This window comes from Eisenbergiella sp. OF01-20, assembly GCF_003478085.1.
GTDB lineage: Bacteria > Bacillota > Clostridia > Lachnospirales > Lachnospiraceae > Eisenbergiella.
On record NZ_QUES01000002.1, the window covers coordinates 25,912 to 42,787 of the forward strand.

13 protein-coding genes are annotated in these 16,876 nt (G+C 47.1%); all 13 read right to left on the minus strand.

What is annotated here, in order from left to right:
* Nucleotides 1–2,094, minus strand: coding sequence for a Sip1-related alpha-galactosidase (locus DXA36_RS03815; protein WP_118676502.1), 2,094 nt, complete (start codon nt 2,092–2,094; stop codon nt 1–3).
* Between the two features lie 89 nt (nt 2,095–2,183).
* Nucleotides 2,184–3,437, minus strand: a complete 1,254-nt coding sequence (locus tag DXA36_RS03820) for an ROK family protein (protein ID WP_118676504.1) — start codon at nt 3,435–3,437, stop codon at nt 2,184–2,186.
* Between the two features lie 101 nt (nt 3,438–3,538).
* Nucleotides 3,539–4,888: an ABC transporter substrate-binding protein gene (locus DXA36_RS03825; RefSeq protein WP_118676506.1), complete on the minus strand. Its 1,350-nt coding sequence runs from the start codon at nt 4,886–4,888 to the stop codon at nt 3,539–3,541.
* Between the two features lie 69 nt (nt 4,889–4,957).
* Nucleotides 4,958–5,806: a carbohydrate ABC transporter permease gene (locus DXA36_RS03830; RefSeq protein ID WP_118676508.1), complete on the minus strand. Its 849-nt coding sequence runs from the start codon at nt 5,804–5,806 to the stop codon at nt 4,958–4,960.
* The gene (locus DXA36_RS03835) at nt 5,803–6,603 is read right to left on the minus strand and encodes a carbohydrate ABC transporter permease (RefSeq protein ID WP_182478915.1); all 801 of its coding nucleotides are present in this window, start codon (nt 6,601–6,603) and stop codon (nt 5,803–5,805) included. Before DXA36_RS03835 ends, DXA36_RS03830 begins: the two co-directional genes overlap by 4 nt.
* A 766-nt stretch (nt 6,604–7,369) precedes the next feature.
* Nucleotides 7,370–8,290, minus strand: coding sequence for a PD-(D/E)XK nuclease family transposase (locus DXA36_RS03840; protein ID WP_182478916.1), 921 nt, complete (start codon nt 8,288–8,290; stop codon nt 7,370–7,372).
* A gap of 345 nt (nt 8,291–8,635) precedes the next feature.
* A complete protein-coding gene (locus DXA36_RS03845; RefSeq protein ID WP_182478917.1) occupies nt 8,636–10,747 on the minus strand; it encodes a beta-N-acetylhexosaminidase in 2,112 nt (703 codons plus the stop codon).
* Between the two features lie 355 nt (nt 10,748–11,102).
* Nucleotides 11,103–12,317, minus strand: a complete 1,215-nt coding sequence (locus tag DXA36_RS03850) for a DNA-methyltransferase (RefSeq protein WP_118676514.1) — start codon at nt 12,315–12,317, stop codon at nt 11,103–11,105.
* Nucleotides 12,318–12,321: 4 nt separating this feature from the next.
* The gene (locus DXA36_RS03855; RefSeq protein WP_118676516.1) at nt 12,322–12,933 is read right to left on the minus strand and encodes an ApaLI family restriction endonuclease; all 612 of its coding nucleotides are present in this window, start codon (nt 12,931–12,933) and stop codon (nt 12,322–12,324) included.
* A gap of 384 nt (nt 12,934–13,317) precedes the next feature.
* Nucleotides 13,318–14,160: an ABC transporter permease gene (locus DXA36_RS03860; protein WP_118676518.1), complete on the minus strand. Its 843-nt coding sequence runs from the start codon at nt 14,158–14,160 to the stop codon at nt 13,318–13,320.
* 2 nt (nt 14,161–14,162) lie between these two features.
* The gene (locus DXA36_RS03865) at nt 14,163–14,963 is read right to left on the minus strand and encodes an ABC transporter permease (protein WP_118676520.1); all 801 of its coding nucleotides are present in this window, start codon (nt 14,961–14,963) and stop codon (nt 14,163–14,165) included.
* On the minus strand, nt 14,960–15,946 hold the full coding sequence (locus DXA36_RS03870) for an ABC transporter ATP-binding protein (RefSeq protein WP_118676522.1): 987 nt from the start codon (nt 15,944–15,946) through the stop codon (nt 14,960–14,962). The genes DXA36_RS03865 and DXA36_RS03870 overlap by 4 nt, the downstream gene beginning before the upstream one ends.
* 14 nt (nt 15,947–15,960) lie before the next feature.
* Entirely contained in the window at nt 15,961–16,701 is a 741-nt protein-coding gene (locus tag DXA36_RS03875) for a LytTR family DNA-binding domain-containing protein (RefSeq protein ID WP_118676524.1), read from the minus strand.
* Between the last annotated feature and the right edge of the window lie 175 nt (nt 16,702–16,876).

Below are 16,876 nucleotides of genomic sequence, written 5' to 3' on the forward strand. Positions count from 1 at the left end.
TCACTCCCAGATGATTTCCACCATCCGGCCTTCCCTGCCCTCCGGTTCCGACGGGTCCTCCACCTGGTAAAACATACGGCCGGCCCCTATGCTCTCCGCCGCCGTTACTTCAGCCCTTACCCCGTCATACCGAATAGATGCGGGTTTTCTTCCTGTGAGGAAACCAAAGGTTCCTCCTTCGGAAAGAAGGATTCTTGTTTTCCCCTCTTCCTGCCGCACCGCTTCCACGCAGCCGGCTCCGATATATTTTTCCAGAATCCCCAGCGCCGTGAACTCCTTATCCGGCAGAAGAAGGAATAATTCCCCGTCATTCGCCTCCAGACGGAACGAAAATTCTTCTTTCCCTTCCAGACGCACGGCTTTTCTTGTACGGTAGCAATAGAGCGTCCAGACACCCTTTTCCAGCCCCGGTATATCCGTAAGGCCAACCTTTCCCGGGATGCTTGCGCCGCCCTCTTTTGAAATAGTAAATGCCGCTATCACATAAATGTCCCGATACCGGTTAAACAGCTTCCATACATGGGTGGAATCCACCGGATTTTCAAACAGACAATCCAGGGTGGGCATACCCACTTCTTCACAGCGGATCACTTTTCCATCCTTTTTCAGCAGAGGAAGGATATATGTCCCGTCCGTTCGTCCCACCTTATCGCTGGTGTACACCGGCCCCCCGCTCACCGCCCGGAGGATGGAATTCTGCCAGTTTTCCTCATGATCGCTCCAGAACATATCCCAGTCTCCCCAGAAAAACTGTCCCTGGAGAAGGGAGTTATATCCGTTCTGTACCGCATGCTCCCGGAAACCATGGGGCACATCCGGCACAAAATCATCGCTGCTTCTGGATATGGCGCTGCTGGGCCGGTTCCACATATCTTCAGCAGCCATCCCCATACAGTTAATAATACGGTTCTCAAAATGGAGAGCCGCAGAGGCGTTCAGCCCCTTCTGTATTTCTGCGGAAGCCCTGCCGTATTCCTTCCTTCCTGCATAGAACAGGGAAACAGCGCTCTGGCCGTCCACCTTCACAAAGTCGATATTACACCGGTTCTTTAAATACGTATGCCAGGCATCGTAAAACAGGAAGGCCCTGCCGGCCTCCGCATCCGGTACGATTCTTCCGTCCTCCAGAACCCTGCTTCCTGCCTGCAGTGCCTCCTGAGCGCCGCTTCCCGCTTCCAGGCCGTTCCAATATCCCATCACCGCATGCCAGACACCTACCTGCCCGATTCCGTATTCCTTTTTCAGCTTATCCACACAGGCGCCCAATCCCCGGGGAAACTTATCCCCGGCGGCGTCCAGCCCCTTAAGCACCTGCTTTTTATAATCCGCATCCAGCCAGCCGTCATCAATCAATACCCAGCGAACAGGAATCTGCTTGTCTGCCAGCTCCTTCATTTTTTCTTCTATCCCGTCCTGGGAAACCTCATGGTAAAAAGCATCCCAGCTGCACCAGCCGAAGTATTCAAACATATCAGGAAACGTACGCTCCTTCCGGAACATCTTCTGCTTTCCGGTGAGGGCAAGCGCTTTTTTTACCGCCTGCTCACAGCATAAATAAGGATCGCTTCCTGCTGCCAGAACCAGGCTCAAATCATCCGCCGATACCTTATTGATACAGTTGGAGGCCGCGGTGATCCGAAGCGAAAGCCCGTCCCCCGCAATGTCCGTCCGGTACTCCTTACCGCACACGGCCAGGACGGCCAGATATTCCCCGCCGTCTTTGTTCTCCGCCAGAAGGAGCTGTGTCCGCTCCGGTACCTCCTTACAGCAGGACGGAAAGGCCGGCCGGATCCACCAGGCCTTATGCTGGTATACCGCCATAAGCCTTCCGATGCCTTCCAGAGCCATCCGGAAGGACACGCCCTTTACCGGATCCAGATAAGTCTGCGGACCGAAAAAGGGTTCTTTCGGCGGTTTCACGGCATGGAAGAATATCGCTGCCTCTCCCTCCTGACGGATTTCCAGAGAGGTTCTGATTCCATCTGACTCTTCCGCGCCCAAAAGGATCCGTATTCCTCCTTCTGTTTCCAGAACTGCTTTTTCTTCCTGCCCGTAACCAACAGGGGACTCTTCACCGGTTTTCTTAACAAACATATCCCGTCTCCATTATTTTTTATGTATTTTTGTACTCTTGAATCACTTTCTTACAGACTGTGCAGTAAATGCACAGTCCTGCTGGATAGTTACGTATTTTTACAGAATACTTCATTTACCTTTTCATTGAAGAAATTATCAGCTACAATTTCCCCTGCACCGATGACTCCCGCATTTTCTCCCAGCTTGGATACCGCAAGAAAATTTTCCTTGGCTCCCTTGACCTTTCTGGCATTCGCCACATTAGTGACGATGTCAAAATACCTGGGGTATTTCTGTATGAGGATCCCGCCCAGGATAATGATTTGGGGATCCAGTATATTTATCAGGTTGCTGACGGCAACCCCTACATAAAAGGCGGACTGGTTCAGAATGGAAATCGTCAGCAAATCCTTCTTTTCCGCCATCTTGAATACGTCTTCAATCACCAGGTTCTCCCTCTTTGCATAAAGAGGATGCCCCGGTTCCTTTTCCAGCTGGGCCTTCAGTTCACGCAGTACCGCGATTCCCGAACTCATGGCCTCCAGGCAGCCTTTGTTGCCGCAGTTGCACAGCGGCCCGTTGATATCTATTGTAATATGTCCGAACTCTCCGGCTATACTGTTGGCGCCTATGTTTAACTTCCCATCTATTATCAGGCCGGAACCAATACCCATATCCACATCCACATAGGCAAGATCATAGCAGTCATTTCCATGGCTGCGAATGCTGTCATGGATGCTCCCGCTTCCGTACCAATATTCGCCGAATGCAATGACATTGGTATCCTTCTGTACATACACGCTGTATCCGCATTTTGACTCCAAAATTTCCTTCAGGGGCAGATAGCTCAGCATTGGTATATTGGGCGGGGTGAGAATTACGCCGTTCTCCGTATCCACAGGACCGGGCACCCCAACGCCAATCCCCAGAATTTTATCCTTTTCCATTCCCGATCTTTGTATTACCTTTTCTATCTCAGAAACCAGCATCTCTACGAACGCACTCTGGTTGGGAAAATCCTGCTGCATGGAACAGCGTTCCACCTCCAGAATCTCACCCCGCAGGTCCATCATGGCAATGCTGGTAACAAATTTGTTAATATGTATTCCTACCACATACCGGTACGTTTCATTTACCGCATAGGTAACCGCACGGCGTCCCATACCGCCGGCTTCCATCTCGTCGCAGCGGATCAGATGCAGCTCTTCCAGCTCCTCCAGTATTTTTTTAATCGCCATGAAGGTAAGTCCCGTCACCGACGCAAGGCCTGCTTTGGTGGCGGTTTTATTTTTTCTGATATAATTCAGTACCGTCCTTCGGTTAAAATTTTTCAGTTGAACCTGGTTTGTTTGCTCTCCCATCCTCCGACTCCTTTTTATCCGGACGGCGGAGGGAAGGAATCCCTTCCCTCCGCCGCTCCGTCACAGATCCTGCTGTTTCCGTTATCCCCGGAAAATACAGCTTAATCCATTACTACTTCCGGATACATGTCATGTAATTTATTTTTAAATTCCTGGATAATCGCATCATTATCCTTTCCTTCTTTGATACCGTTTGTTGCTGCTTCCTGGAACTTGTTCTGTGTTACACGGGTGAACTTGTCAGGGGTGATACCAACGATCTTATCGCAGATTTCACTATAGGTTGCCAGCAGGTTCTGACCGCCGAAATCTTCAGAGGTAAAGCCTTCCGCCATTTCATCACATACCTTCTTGCTCGCAGGCACCTGATTATATTTCTCCAGATTCAGCTTCTGGAAATCATCGGATGCAATGAAAGTCAGGAATGCAGCCGCCAGATCTTTTTTCTCGGAGTTGTTATATACACAGGTTCCGGTCACCCCTTCATAAGAAGCGTTGAACGGTACGGCTATCCCTACATTTCCTTTATTTGCATCCCAATCCGTAAAGAAATCCCAGGAAGGCATGACACGGAAAAGAATGGTTCCGTCATTCCATGCAGCCGCCCATTCGGAGCTCCAGCTTCCCAGTTCCGCATTGGCTTTGCTGTTGTACATGGTACGCATATTGTCAATCATTCCAACCCAGTCATCGGTAATTTCCAGCTTTCCGTCTCTTACAAGAGGATCAAAGGAGAAGGCATCCACCTTTACCATTTCAGAAATATTCGGCCACAGATGAACGGTACCATTTGATTTTTCATATATTTCTTCGCCCTTGGCAATGATGCCCGGCCAATCGGACAGCATTGCGGAAATTTCAACCGGGTCGCTGGTTCCCAGCCATTCTTCACAGGCATCCCTTAAGTACCAGAAGCCTACGGGTGAGGACTGGAAGCACATTGTTTTGAACTTGCCGGTGGAGTCCTTCATTCCGGCGATCTGGAAATCATAGAAATCCTTGGTCAGCTCTTCAATGTTCATATAAGACAGATCCGCAATCAGCTCGCTGTCCAGGAACTCATACATATAATTTTCTTCCAGGTCAAATACATCCGGCACATTATCGCCGCTCTGCAGGGCTGTCAGGATTTTGGTCTTATACTCATCCCCGCCGAATACCTGAAGGTCAATTTTTACATTCGGATATTTTTCATTAAATGCGTTCACCAGATTATTCGCGCTGTCCGTATAGGTCCAGTAGGTAAATTCCCCTTCCAGACTTGCCGGATCCACCTGCGCGGCCTCAGATTCCGCCGCACCCGTTTCCGCCGGCTGGGAGCTTTCCGCAGCGGGTGTGCTCTGTGCTTCCCCCGTGCTTTCAGCCGGCGTTGAAGTATTGCTTCCGCAGCCTGCAAGCACCCCTGCCAACATCGCCGTACTCAAAAGTACAGATAAAAGTTTCTTCTTCATAGTATACCTCCTAAATGATTAAATGTGAAAGTTTATATTTATCAGTCGTGCTGATATAATATCAGATTCCTACCCTTTTACTGCCGCTCCGATGGAAATCTTCTCCATAATTATCTTGGAAGCAAAGCAGAATACAATAACCATGGGAATGATGGAAACCAGCATCCCCACATACTGCGCGCCGTAATCCGCATGTGTGGAATCGCGGACCGTTGCTATCATCAGGGGAAGAGTGAACTTGTTCTTGTCATTTAAAACAATCAGCGGAGTCAGGTAGCTGTTCCAGGTACCGATAAACGTCATAACCCCCTGTGTTACCAGCGCCGGCACCACCAGCGGAAGGACCAGCCTGTGGTATATGGTCAGTTCCTTACATCCGTCCATAACCGCCGCTTCAATCAGTTCATTCGGAAGCGCCCCATCTATATACTGCTTATAGAAGAACACGGCAAAACAGTTGGAAATGGTCGGTACAATCAATGTAAAATAATTGTTCAAAAGCTTCATTGCCTGTATTTCCTTGTAGAAGCCGATAATACCCAGCTGCCCCGGAAGCATCATCGCCACCAGAATGACAGAGAACAGGAAGTTCTTCCCTTTAAAGTTAAATTTGGAGAACGCATAAGCCGCCATCATTGTGAAATAGTTCTGTACCACTGTAACCGTCACTGCAAGGAGCAGGCTGTTGACGATACCCTTATACAAATCAATGTTCTGCGTCAGACGTTCAAAGTTTTCCTTCAGGTGCGTGCCGGGAAGCACGTTGATTTTAGCCACGATATTATAGTTATCATGTGTGGAGGAAATTATCATTACAAAGAAGGGATAAAAGGCAGTTACAGCCATTACAATGGCAAACAGATAAACAACGCCCCTGCACAGAATTCTTTTCATTTTCGCATTCCTGTTTTGCATCATGCCTTTCCTCCTTTCTTACTTTTCTTCGGCTTGCTTCCGTAATCATCTTTTTTATCCCTTGTCACCAGCAGAGAGAACACACTGAAAATGGCAATGATAACAAAGATGCCGTAAGCCACGGCCGCACCATATCCAAACTGGAACCTTACAAATGCGGATTCGTACATATACTTCACCATCGTCCAGGTAGCATCCCCCGGAACAGACTTGAATACCAGATGGGACTCGTCAAACATCTGCAGGCCGCCGATAATGGAAGTTACCATGACATAAATCAGAATCGGCTTCATGAGAGGGATTGTTATTCTGGTTATCCTCTGCCATGCACTGGCTCCATCCACCTCTGCCGCCTCCATTACCTCCTCGGAAATGGAATTGATACCTGCCGTAAAATAAATGATATTGAAACCGAAATTCTTCCAGCAGATGGCAATCGCAATAACAATCCTTGCAAGCATGGGGTTGTTCTGGAAATCCACCGCTTCCAGTCCGAACGTACTGATGATATTGTTCACCGCACCGCCGGGATAGGAAAACAAAGCGCCGAACAAAAGGCCGATAGTTACCGGAGTAACCAGGTTAGGGAAATAATACAGATTCCTTAAAAGGAATTTCCCCCGGAACCATTTGTTGCTCAGAATCAGGGAAAGTACAAATGCAATTGTCAGCTGCGGTATTATGGACATGATCCAAATCAGCAGCGTGTTTAAAATGGTCTGGAAAAAATAACCCGATTCAATCATACGCTGGTAGTTCTCCAGTCCGATAAAGGTAAACTTCCCGGACAGAACGTCCATATTGCAGAAACTCAGAACAAAGGAATATAAAATTGGGAATAAACTAAATATTAAAAAAACTATAAAAAATGGTGCAATATAGAAATATGCATATCTGTTCCTTTTTTTCGAATTCAAGTTATCCTCTCCTTTTCCCTGTAATTCATTGGGCACTATGTATATTTTACATATCTTTAATAAGTATTTATGTGCCATTTCTCTTTCTGGTATCAATATATACCATCTCCATTAAGAAATCAACTACTAATTAAACTTTTTTTAATAATTCCATTCACTTTGATCATTTGCATAATTTTTGTGAGCTGTTTTTGTTTATATTTACTGTGTTTTTTCCTTTATTAGCCAATATATTTAAGGATTTATCCGATGGAAGACAGATTATTAAGTTAAGTTTAATTAGTCACCCCCACTTACCACCCTTCCTCATAGCCACAAGGACATTTGTTTCTGAAAACAGCCCCGGCTATGAAATGTTCATAGCCGGGGCTGTTATAGGATCCTTCTTCAAACTTCGCAGCAGCCAAATGGCCATCCGCCCGCTGTCTGCGTGGCACCTTCGGGATCGAAAAGGATTCTCGCAGGTCCGTCAGACTTGACATTCCGATAAGCCCAGGGGCGTCAAGTGTGCCAGATGAGGCTGGCACACTTGACTGGTCTCATCTCCATAGTCTGAAAGGCACCGCGAAAATCCTTTTCGATTCCGAAGGGCCACGCAGACAGCGGGCGGATGGCCATTTGGCTGCTGCGAAGTTTGAGTCCCTTATTCTTATGTTTCCCCAAATTCCGGGGAGTTATCAGCAGTTATTCCTTTTTCAAATTCCTCTATTGTTTCCGCTCTGGCGGCAAGCTTCAGCCATTTACTAAGGGTTTCCGGATTATGCTGTTCCATAATCCGGTTTTCCAGTTCTTTCGGAACCTTTCCCATTTCTTCCAATAATTCCAGTACAGATGCCGCCCTGCCTCTTTCGATTCCTTTTTTCAGACCTTTCTCAATACCAATCTCAAGAATATTCATCTTCACAGCCTCCCATTCTTCCGATTGCCTGACCTCCTGCACAATTCGATCCAACCCCTTTATCCTTTTATCTTTTACTAAGATATCCGGATTATTCAGGGTCGTATTTTTCATATACTGCAGAAGGCTTACCAAATCCGGTCTCCCCTTTTTGCTTGTCATATTTAAAAAAAGCTTTTTTGTCCCATCCTCCAGATGCAGGCCCCGGATTTCCTCACATTGTTCTGTAAAGGTATACATTGCCAAATCCTGCCGGAAAATATCTTCCTGTGTAATAAAAATGATGATCGTTGACGGCAGATACCGATATTTTGTGTCCTTTCCCGCTTTCAACACAGGGGTATCCAACAATCCCTGGTAAAATCGGGATCTTTTACGTAAATCATCCTTCTTTGCGTCATTCTGCATTTCCGTATTAATCTGCCTGTTCTGTGCATCCCGCGCCCAGGCATCCAGGCGAATCGCCCGCTTGCCGGATTTGTTTAAAACTACCTGTTCCACCTTCACCTCTTCCAGAAGCAAAGCCGGTTCATCAAGAATGATGCTCAGAGTATACTCATAAGCTGCCTTATTCTTCATCACAGATAAGAACAAGGCAAAATCACTCAGGTTAAAGGCATAGTCTTCAGGCAGTGTCTCCCTGCCTATCGTTTTGGTCCATTTTTTGTCCATAGGCGTTCCTCTCTTTCTTTTACGCAGAAAGAAGACACGCCGTTTCTCCTCCCTGCTTATTCAGTTGTCAGCAAGGAGTTCATGCATTAACATGCATCAGATACCGGCCGGCAATTTTATTCTGCTCCGGCCAGGTTCAGAAACTTCAGAAAATAGATGTGTTGAATTCATTGCTTATTTTTAGTGTAACATAGCAGAAGATACTTCGCAATGCAGTACTAAAAATACAGTACCCGGATGCCTGCTGCCGCTGTCTCATTGTCTGAATTGTTACACCGGTTTTCATCCTCCCTGATACAAAAGGAACTGCCCTCAGGCAGTTCCCATCCATTCCTTTTCTGTTTTTTATACCGGCGAAGCCGACACAATCATCCGCCAGGTATTACAGCTGCAGAGCGTATGCTCATCCCCTGCCTTCACCGGACGGTAAGCAAGCCTTTCCTCCTCCAGCTCCGGCAGCCGTTCCAGCTTTCCGCATGCATAAGCCAGCAGCCTTTTCTGCGCGCTTTCCATTCTTGCCAGAAGTCCGCCAATCCTGATATCCAGCACTTCAAAGCCGTAAATCTTACTTTCCTTATCCCAAACGGCTTCCCTGCACCTTTTATATTCCTTCACCTTTTCTATACAGGAAGGGATTTCCTCTTCGGCAATCTTTTGTATCGTCTCCCGATTCTCTTCCTTATAAGCCGCACACAGCCGGTTTCCCATGCCCGCTTTCATGGAAAGCACATCCGCCAGATGGATATAAAGCTCCAGGACCCCATCCTCCACAGCCGTCTCGCTTCCGGCCAGATCCTGCAGCTTCTCCCGGAGCAAATCATAGTATGTATCCAGATTATGTCCCCCTGCCGCCGCAAAATAATCCCCGGATGCCGCAGCGGTTTTTGCCGATGAACCGGCCTTCATAAACGCATCGGCTTCTCTCACCTGTCCGTCGAACAGACCCAGCAGAATATCCTGATAGAACAGATACTTGGAAGGATTATCATACATCTCGCTGCCCGGAACCGCATCGAATTCCCCCAACGCCATATACGCATCATAGCTGCTTCCCGTGAGGAATTCAAACTGCTCCTTCAGCTGTTCTCTGTCCGGCTGCTCCGAAAATCCATGCTCCGCAAACAGTACAATGGACGGCAGACCTGCTGCCATTGGCGTTTCCGCACCATCATCCTGCCACATGGTACATACCGCTTCCCGGATCCCTTCCGCCTTGCATGCACGCATGGCAGCTTCCGTAGTGGAAAAGGCTACGCCAAAATTCGGGGCAAGACCGTTCCAAACCCAGCCGCCTCCGGCAAAAACAATTTTTTCCGACAACTGTCTGTGCATATGCAGATAGGCCTTATAGAAATTTTCATCTGTATGATAATAATCCCAATAAACCAGGCCAATCTCCCTGGGAGGCTTTACCGCCCCGGAAAGATCGGTATCCAGAGGTACATCATAATATTCACTGGCAGGAGAATTCATACGCAGGTACATATCGCTCCAGATCATAGGCTCCAGCCCCAGATCCCGGCAGATACCCGCTACCCTGTCCAAATGCTCCGTCATAATTTCGGCCTTGGTATGGTATCCGTTTTTCAGCAGATAATTACCCAGCCCCAAAGACCATGCCTCATCCATTCCCAGATGCACACGCCTGCTGCGGAAAGGTTCCGATGCGGAACGGATGCACGCTTTCACAAAATCATAAACCTTCTCCTCTCCCACCAGCAGGATATCCTCCGTATCCCGGGTCCCCTGCATCACATCCCAGCGCAGCGCCGTTTTCAGATGGGCAAGTGCCTGGATACAGGGAACCATTTCAATCCCGAACCGATCCGCATAATCATCACATTCCTTCAGTTCTTCCCTGGTGTATCTTCCCCGGAATGCCCCGAAATAAGGATACTCCGGCACCTCATACGTATCCTCGGTATAAAGCATCATGGTATTCATACCTAAGGCCGCCTGCATACGGATGTATTTTTTTATGCTTTCCACAGACAGCACACTGTTTCTGGAACAATCCAGCATTGTCCCGTTTTTATCCAGGTATACGGTTTCCCTGCGGCAGAAGCTTTCCGCAGCCATACCTGCATGCATGGCCTCCTGCTTTTCCAGCTCCCGTACCAGAGTCATCAATGCACGGAACAAAAAGGTTTTTCCGCCGGCCTTCAGAACAGCTTTCCCCTTCCTTAAACCATCCGCTTCTTGGCAGCCAAACTCCGTCACAACCTCCCTGAATGCTGCCGCATCCATGGATGCGGCAGCTTCCATATCTTCCGAACCGGCTTGTTCCCCAGAGACCAGTTCCATCCATATTTCCACGGGTGTTTCCAGCCCGCCGTTCAGCACCGGGTTCACCTTCTCCCCGGCGTCCTCCGAAACCACCTGATGGTGCCTTTCCTCCAACAACTCCCGCATCCCGGCCAGATACTCCTCCCGGCCATTCATCAGCTTAAAATACATAAAATCCTTCTCCTCACCTTTCCGCGGCATTCCGCCCGCTTTTTAATTTGCCCGGCTCAAACTTCACAGGTTCCAAATGTAAGTAATTCACTCAAACTTCGCAGTGGCCAAATGGCCCTCCGCCCGCTGTCCGCGTGGTGCCTCCGGGATGGGAAAGGATTTTCGCAGGGCCATCAGACTGGACATTCCGATGAGCCCAGGGGCGTCAAGTGAGTCAGATAAGGCTGACTCACTTGTCTGGTCTCATCTCTATAGTCTGAAAGGCGCCTGCGAAAATTCCTTTCCCATCCCGGAGGCACCACGCGGACAGCGGGCGGAGGGCCATTTGGCCACTGCGAAGTTTGAGTAATTCAAATCATATTGCCTTCACACGCGCTTTGGCTAAATCAATTTCATTATTAATTTGTACTTCGTAACTATCCAACAAAATCAAACCATCCGGAAGGCTACTAAAATCAAATGTACACATATAATCAACGTGTGTCCTAATTAAAATCAAATACTCACACTTCTTTGTTTTCCCTGATTTAATCAACTTATTTGCTGCTTCCTCTAATGTTTCTTCCGGCAACTGAATTTTTATAGCCACAGGCCTCCCATCCACATATTCAGCTAAAAAACCATCGATTCCACAATTCCTTTGTACCGGCGTTGCACCAATAGATTTTAAAATTGCCATTTGGTTATCTGTTAAGTTTTGATATGCTGATTTACCTTTTTTCAGCAAAAACGAATCTGTCTTAATCAAAGCATCCAGTCTTTTTTCAGCCAGTTCAACTGCATCACTGGAAATATCTATACCAATATAATTTCTCCTAAGCATTTTCGCTGCAACTAATGTAGTGCCTGACCCTGCAAAAGGATCCAATACTATATCATTTTCATCCGTCACAAGTTTTATAATCTGTTCTAATAAAATGATTGGCTTTTGCGTCGGATATCCGACTCTTTCCTTTGCTTTTGGATTCAGATAGGGTATTTCCCATACATCTGACAAGGGTACACCTTTTTTACTCTTTCCTAATACAGCCTCGCCATTTGCGTCTTTTTTATATATCGATTTCCCATTTTCATCTCTAACCCTTTCTTGTAGAATCTGATCAATATTTGTAGTTACAGAATATTCAGTATAAATTTGTTTAAACTTAAAATTGGGGGTTTTGCTGTAGAACAAAACTACTTGATGATTATTCAATAAGCCTTTCTTTGCATTTGACCATCTTTTATACGACCAAATGATTTCACTTTGAAAAGAATTCATACCAAATATCTTATCCATCAATACTTTTAGATAATGCGACGCATTTCTATCGGAATGGACAAAAATACTCCCCGTATCTTTTAAGACACGTCTGCATTCTACTAATCTATCCTTCATAAACTGCAGATAATCGTCCATACTATCCCATTTATCCGGGAAAGTATACTCAATATTCTTATCCTTGGAGGTCAGTTTCTGAATATCTTGTGTAAAAAAAGGCGGATCCATATAAATTAAATCAATTACACTATTTTCGATTCTGCGTAATTCATTAAATGCGTCCTCACACAATACCTGATTTATTTTCATTCAATCATTCCTTCATTCTATTAAAAAGCTCTTTCAGATCTATTCCTGTCTCTTTTAACATATAATCCCAAGCTTCTTCTCCAGCATAATATTCACCGCCGATGTCTTCATAAAGCTTTCTTAAAGTAACTTGTATATGTTTTGCCTGATTTCTGTTAGGTTCAAAAAACATTATCCTGACAGGAACATATCCTGCATTTTTTATTACACGTACCCGCTTATGTTCCTTTTTAATATGGTCACCGTCAGTAGTGGCATCTTTCCATTTTATTTCATATGCTTTTTCACCAACCAGACAATCTATTTCTATATGTTTCGGACTCTGATCAATTGTATTTAACAGCTTTACCTTTTCTTCCGCCTGTGGAAAAGCCTGTTTAAAACAATTTATTGCTAATTCCTCTAAAAGTGATCCCGCATATTTATATAAAAATCTTCCTACATTTTGCTGATAATCTATTTCACTGCCTTCCTTGCTTGTAAATCCCAACGCATTATATACAATATAATGCGTATTGTCATCTTGTTCCATTTCAACTTTTCTATCATGTATTTTTTTCTGTAATTCATTCCTATATCTTAATACAATTTGCAACAATAAGTCTTCTTTATCCACATCACTTTCTCCTTTGATTTTTGCTGATTTACTAAATTTAATTTTATCACAAATAAAGGAAATCTACTATGTACAATTAACAAAAGGGTGCAGATAAAAAAGTATGGCGTCCCCCGGCCCTGCTTCCCTTTGCGGCCAGCTGCCCTGCAAGGTTCCTTCCAGGGGACGCTTTCGCTCGGATAATCGCGTAGCGGTACTAAGGCTGCAAAGGACGCAGCCTAAGGACCGGCGTGCTTATAACGCCCCCTACAGGAATCCTTGCAGGGCAGCTGGCCGCACAGGGAAGCAGGGCCGGGGGACGCCATACTTTTTTATCTGCACTCTCAGCAAAACTGCGCATAATGTTCAGAGAGGGTCGAGTAGACAGATATGAACTATTAGCACTCAGGAACTGGCCGAGCTGTAATTCCTCACCGCCTTTTTCCAAATCCCCCGGGAAATGAAAAAGAACAGAACCGGGGAAATCACGCCCCAGGCCATCATACCGGGGGACAGCTGCCCCATCAGGAACAGGCCCGGAAAATTGGTGATAACAAACACCGGAAGGATAAAGGTCCCGATACGCTGCATCCACTTACCGTAAATCAGCTGAGGCATATTGTTAAAGTCCCAAAGGGCTGCCGTAATATCCGCAATCCCCCTGCTGGCCACAATCCAGAAGCATAAAAGATTGGGGATAAGGAACAGGCTGTAGGTCAGCAGATTTCCGCACATCAGGAAAAAAAGGAAACCCGCAATGGCCCACACATTCACCGGAAGCCCGGCCCGGTGCCAGCCAAGCCCGATCATAATGCTGCCCGCCACAAAATCAGGCAGCAGAAGGGCCAGATCCAGCCGCTTCATCGTCACAAAAAACTGCAGGGACACCGGCTTCACCAGATACATATCCAGCTCCCCCTCCCGCACCATCTGGCTGATGGACGTGAAATTCCCATAGTACAACATATAAAAACCGGTCATCAGGACATAAATACCAATAAACAAAAGGATATGATCCGGCGTCAGGATGCCTATATTCACTCCCGCCCGGTATACCACCGCCACATAGAGAAGCTTGATCAGCATCCACCCCGTCTCCACCGCCACCCCTGCGGCAAAATTCAGCCGGTATTCTAACTGCGACATCAGGGAAAATCTGGCAAACACGTACAACAGACGTCCATAACGCTTTACCGTTGCCAGATACCCGCTGTTTCCGTTCTCTTTCTTCCGGAAAAAATAATCCATACTCAGCCTCCCACCGCGGTATACCGTCTCAGCCCGCGTTTCCACAATAGTTCACCCAGCATTCCAAAACACAAAATCCAGAAAATCTGGCAGAGAAACCCCGCCGCTGTCTCGTACACCCCAAAACGCCCGTTAATAATATTCACCGGAAACTGAGTCGTATAACCAAAGGGCAACAGCCTTATCAGAAAAGCTATCCGTTCCCCGAAAATATCCATGGGGAATATCCCTCCGCTCACCACCACCAGCACAACGCTCACCGTCCCGAACAGCAGATTTACATCCGTAAGCCAGAAGCTTATCAGCGCCACACAATAAAAAATAAAAAAGTTCAGAACCAACGCCAGGACCAGACTGGCAAGAAAGGCCAGCACCCTGGGAGCAGAAAGCACCAGGCCAAGTATTAACACGGAAAAAACAAGCAGAACGGCTGCGACTGCCAGCAGGATCAGAAGCTGAGGCGCCTTTTCCCCCAGAAAGGAAAAAAACTGATAACTCCGGTAATTCACCGGCCGGACCAGATATTTATTCAGCCCGCCGTTTTTAATATCCTGGTTCACCTGATACTCAAAGCCGGTATAAACCAGATGGGAAACCATAGCCGCCAGCAGCGTATACACCATGATCTGGCTGTAAGAATACCCCGTCATGGACGCTGCATCCGAATTCCCATACAGGTAATTCCACAAAAATGTCTGTATAATAATAGGAAAAACCGCGCTTAACAGGCTAAGGACAAAATTGACCCGGTATTCCAGCGCTTTTTCCATTCCCATCTGAAACGTACAACGGTATGGATTCATAATGCAGTCACCTCTTTTTGATAAAACAACGCAATACTTTCCTCCAGCGGGATTTCCGTTACCGTAAAATCTTCTACCGGCAGCAAAGAAAGAATAGCCGACGCCGTTTCCTTAATCCTGCTTTTGGGAACCTCCAGAACAGCCTCTCTGCCCTGATATTCCCGTACCCTGCCAAAAAAGGAAAGCTGTTCCCTCGGCACCGGCTCCGCGCTCTTTATCGACAAAAGCTTTCTGTCCCCCAACCGGTGATTGATATCCGCCAGTGTTCCGTCATAAACCAGCTGCCCCTGATTGATAATGACCGCCCGCTTGCACAGTTCTTCAATATCCCGCATATAATGGCTGGTCAGAATAATAGTGGTCTTTGTCTGCTCATTGTAAGTCTTCAGGAAATCCCGTATTTTCTGCTGGGACAAAATATCCAGCCCGATAGTCGGCTCATCCAGAAACAAAATATCCGGCCGGTGTATCAGTGCCGCTAAAATTTCCATTTTCATCCGCTCTCCCAAAGACAGCCGCCGTACCTGCACGTTCATCAGATCCTTTACATCCAAAAGCTCCGAAAGTTCCTCCACCGTCCTGCGGTATTCCCCGTCCGGCACGTCAAAAATACATTTATTCAGATAAAAGCTGTCACTGGCCGGAAGATCCCACCATAGCTGGTTCTTCTGCCCCATCACAATGGAAAACCTCCGTTTAAAAGCATTTTTCCGCTCCCATGGGATATACCCGTCAATCTCCGCCTCTCCCGAAGTCGGAAACAAAATCCCCGAAAGCATTTTCAAAGTCGTTGTTTTTCCCGCTCCGTTCGGCCCGAGAAGCCCCGCAATTTCCCCCTTCTCCACCGAAAAGGAAATATCCTTCACCGCCTCTTTTTTCAGCATTTCCCGATGGAACAGGTTATGCAGGGAACCCTGCAGTCCCGTCCCTTTTCTGTAATATGCAAACTCTTTTCTTAAATGCTCCACTCTGATAATGGCCATTTCCATCCTCCCCGCTATAAAAAATCCAAATGCCTGATATAACCTTCAAACTGCAGCTTCACCTCCGGATACCGGTACCTGCTGATATACAGCTTCTCCCCGTTATCCAGAGTCACACTGTCCCGATCCATACGGTTCACATGATACAGACTCACCAAAAAGCTTTTATGAATCCGTGCAAACCCTCCCGCCTTCAGCCTCTCCTCGCACCGGGAAAGCGGCTCCGTCGTACATATGATTTCCTCCCTGCAGTGTATCCGTATCTCATGCCGATCACTTTCCAGATACAGGATATCCTTCTGCCGTACCCTCACCAGTTCATTCCTACATAAAAACGTGTGCCACCGTGTCACCGGGGGACGGCTCCTCTCCATTTTCTGGAACGCGGCCCCTAAATCCTGCTCCAGCGCATACCGCCTCACCAGATGGAAAAAAGGATACGACAGAGCCGAAAACACATCCTCTGCTTCCGAAACCACCAGAATAATAGAAAGCGAAGGACTTTTCTCCCAAAGCCTTTCCGCCGCAGCAAAAGCCTTCTCCGGCTTCTCCCCCGCGAGAATAAGATAAAACATCTCATCCCCCGCCATCACTTCCTCCTCCAGTTCCGAAAGAGAAGGAATCCGCCGCAGCTCATAATCCGCCTCCCGCGCCGCCTTCCTTCCATAACCCACACCCATGCACAGCGCCGTCACCATCTCTTCCATTTCCTGCGCAAGCAAATCATCCCCGCAGTACAATCCAAGCACCGCCACGGCCTCCCCTCCTCTCCGCCGCCTCTTCCCCGGCCAACGTCCCGTTCAGATTATCATCATATCAAAACAGGGAAATATTACAAGCTTCCCTGCACCACTAGTTTATTTTTTTCCCGAATAGCCCTTTAGAAAGGGACAGCAGATAAAAATCATGCTTACCGCCCCGGGGAAGGTC

Excerpts from the sequence above, each read along its gene's own strand:
- DXA36_RS03815 (WP_118676502.1), bottom strand. The coding sequence starts at position 2,094 with ATGTTTGTTAAGAAAACCGGTGAAGAGTCCCCTGTTGGTTACGGGCAG.
- DXA36_RS03820 (WP_118676504.1), bottom strand. The coding sequence starts at position 3,437 with ATGGGAGAGCAAACAAACCAGGTTCAACTGAAAAATTTTAACCGAAGG.
- DXA36_RS03825 (WP_118676506.1), bottom strand. The coding sequence starts at position 4,888 with ATGAAGAAGAAACTTTTATCTGTACTTTTGAGTACGGCGATGTTGGCA.
- DXA36_RS03830 (WP_118676508.1), bottom strand. The coding sequence starts at position 5,806 with ATGATGCAAAACAGGAATGCGAAAATGAAAAGAATTCTGTGCAGGGGC.
- DXA36_RS03835 (WP_182478915.1), bottom strand. The coding sequence starts at position 6,603 with ATGGACGTTCTGTCCGGGAAGTTTACCTTTATCGGACTGGAGAACTAC.
- DXA36_RS03840 (WP_182478916.1), bottom strand. The coding sequence starts at position 8,290 with ATGGACAAAAAATGGACCAAAACGATAGGCAGGGAGACACTGCCTGAA.
- DXA36_RS03845 (WP_182478917.1), bottom strand. The coding sequence starts at position 10,747 with ATGTATTTTAAGCTGATGAATGGCCGGGAGGAGTATCTGGCCGGGATG.
- DXA36_RS03850 (WP_118676514.1), bottom strand. The coding sequence starts at position 12,317 with ATGAAAATAAATCAGGTATTGTGTGAGGACGCATTTAATGAATTACGC.
- DXA36_RS03860 (WP_118676518.1), bottom strand. The coding sequence starts at position 14,160 with ATGGATTATTTTTTCCGGAAGAAAGAGAACGGAAACAGCGGGTATCTG.
- DXA36_RS03865 (WP_118676520.1), bottom strand. The coding sequence starts at position 14,963 with ATGAATCCATACCGTTGTACGTTTCAGATGGGAATGGAAAAAGCGCTG.
- DXA36_RS03870 (WP_118676522.1), bottom strand. The coding sequence starts at position 15,946 with ATGGCCATTATCAGAGTGGAGCATTTAAGAAAAGAGTTTGCATATTAC.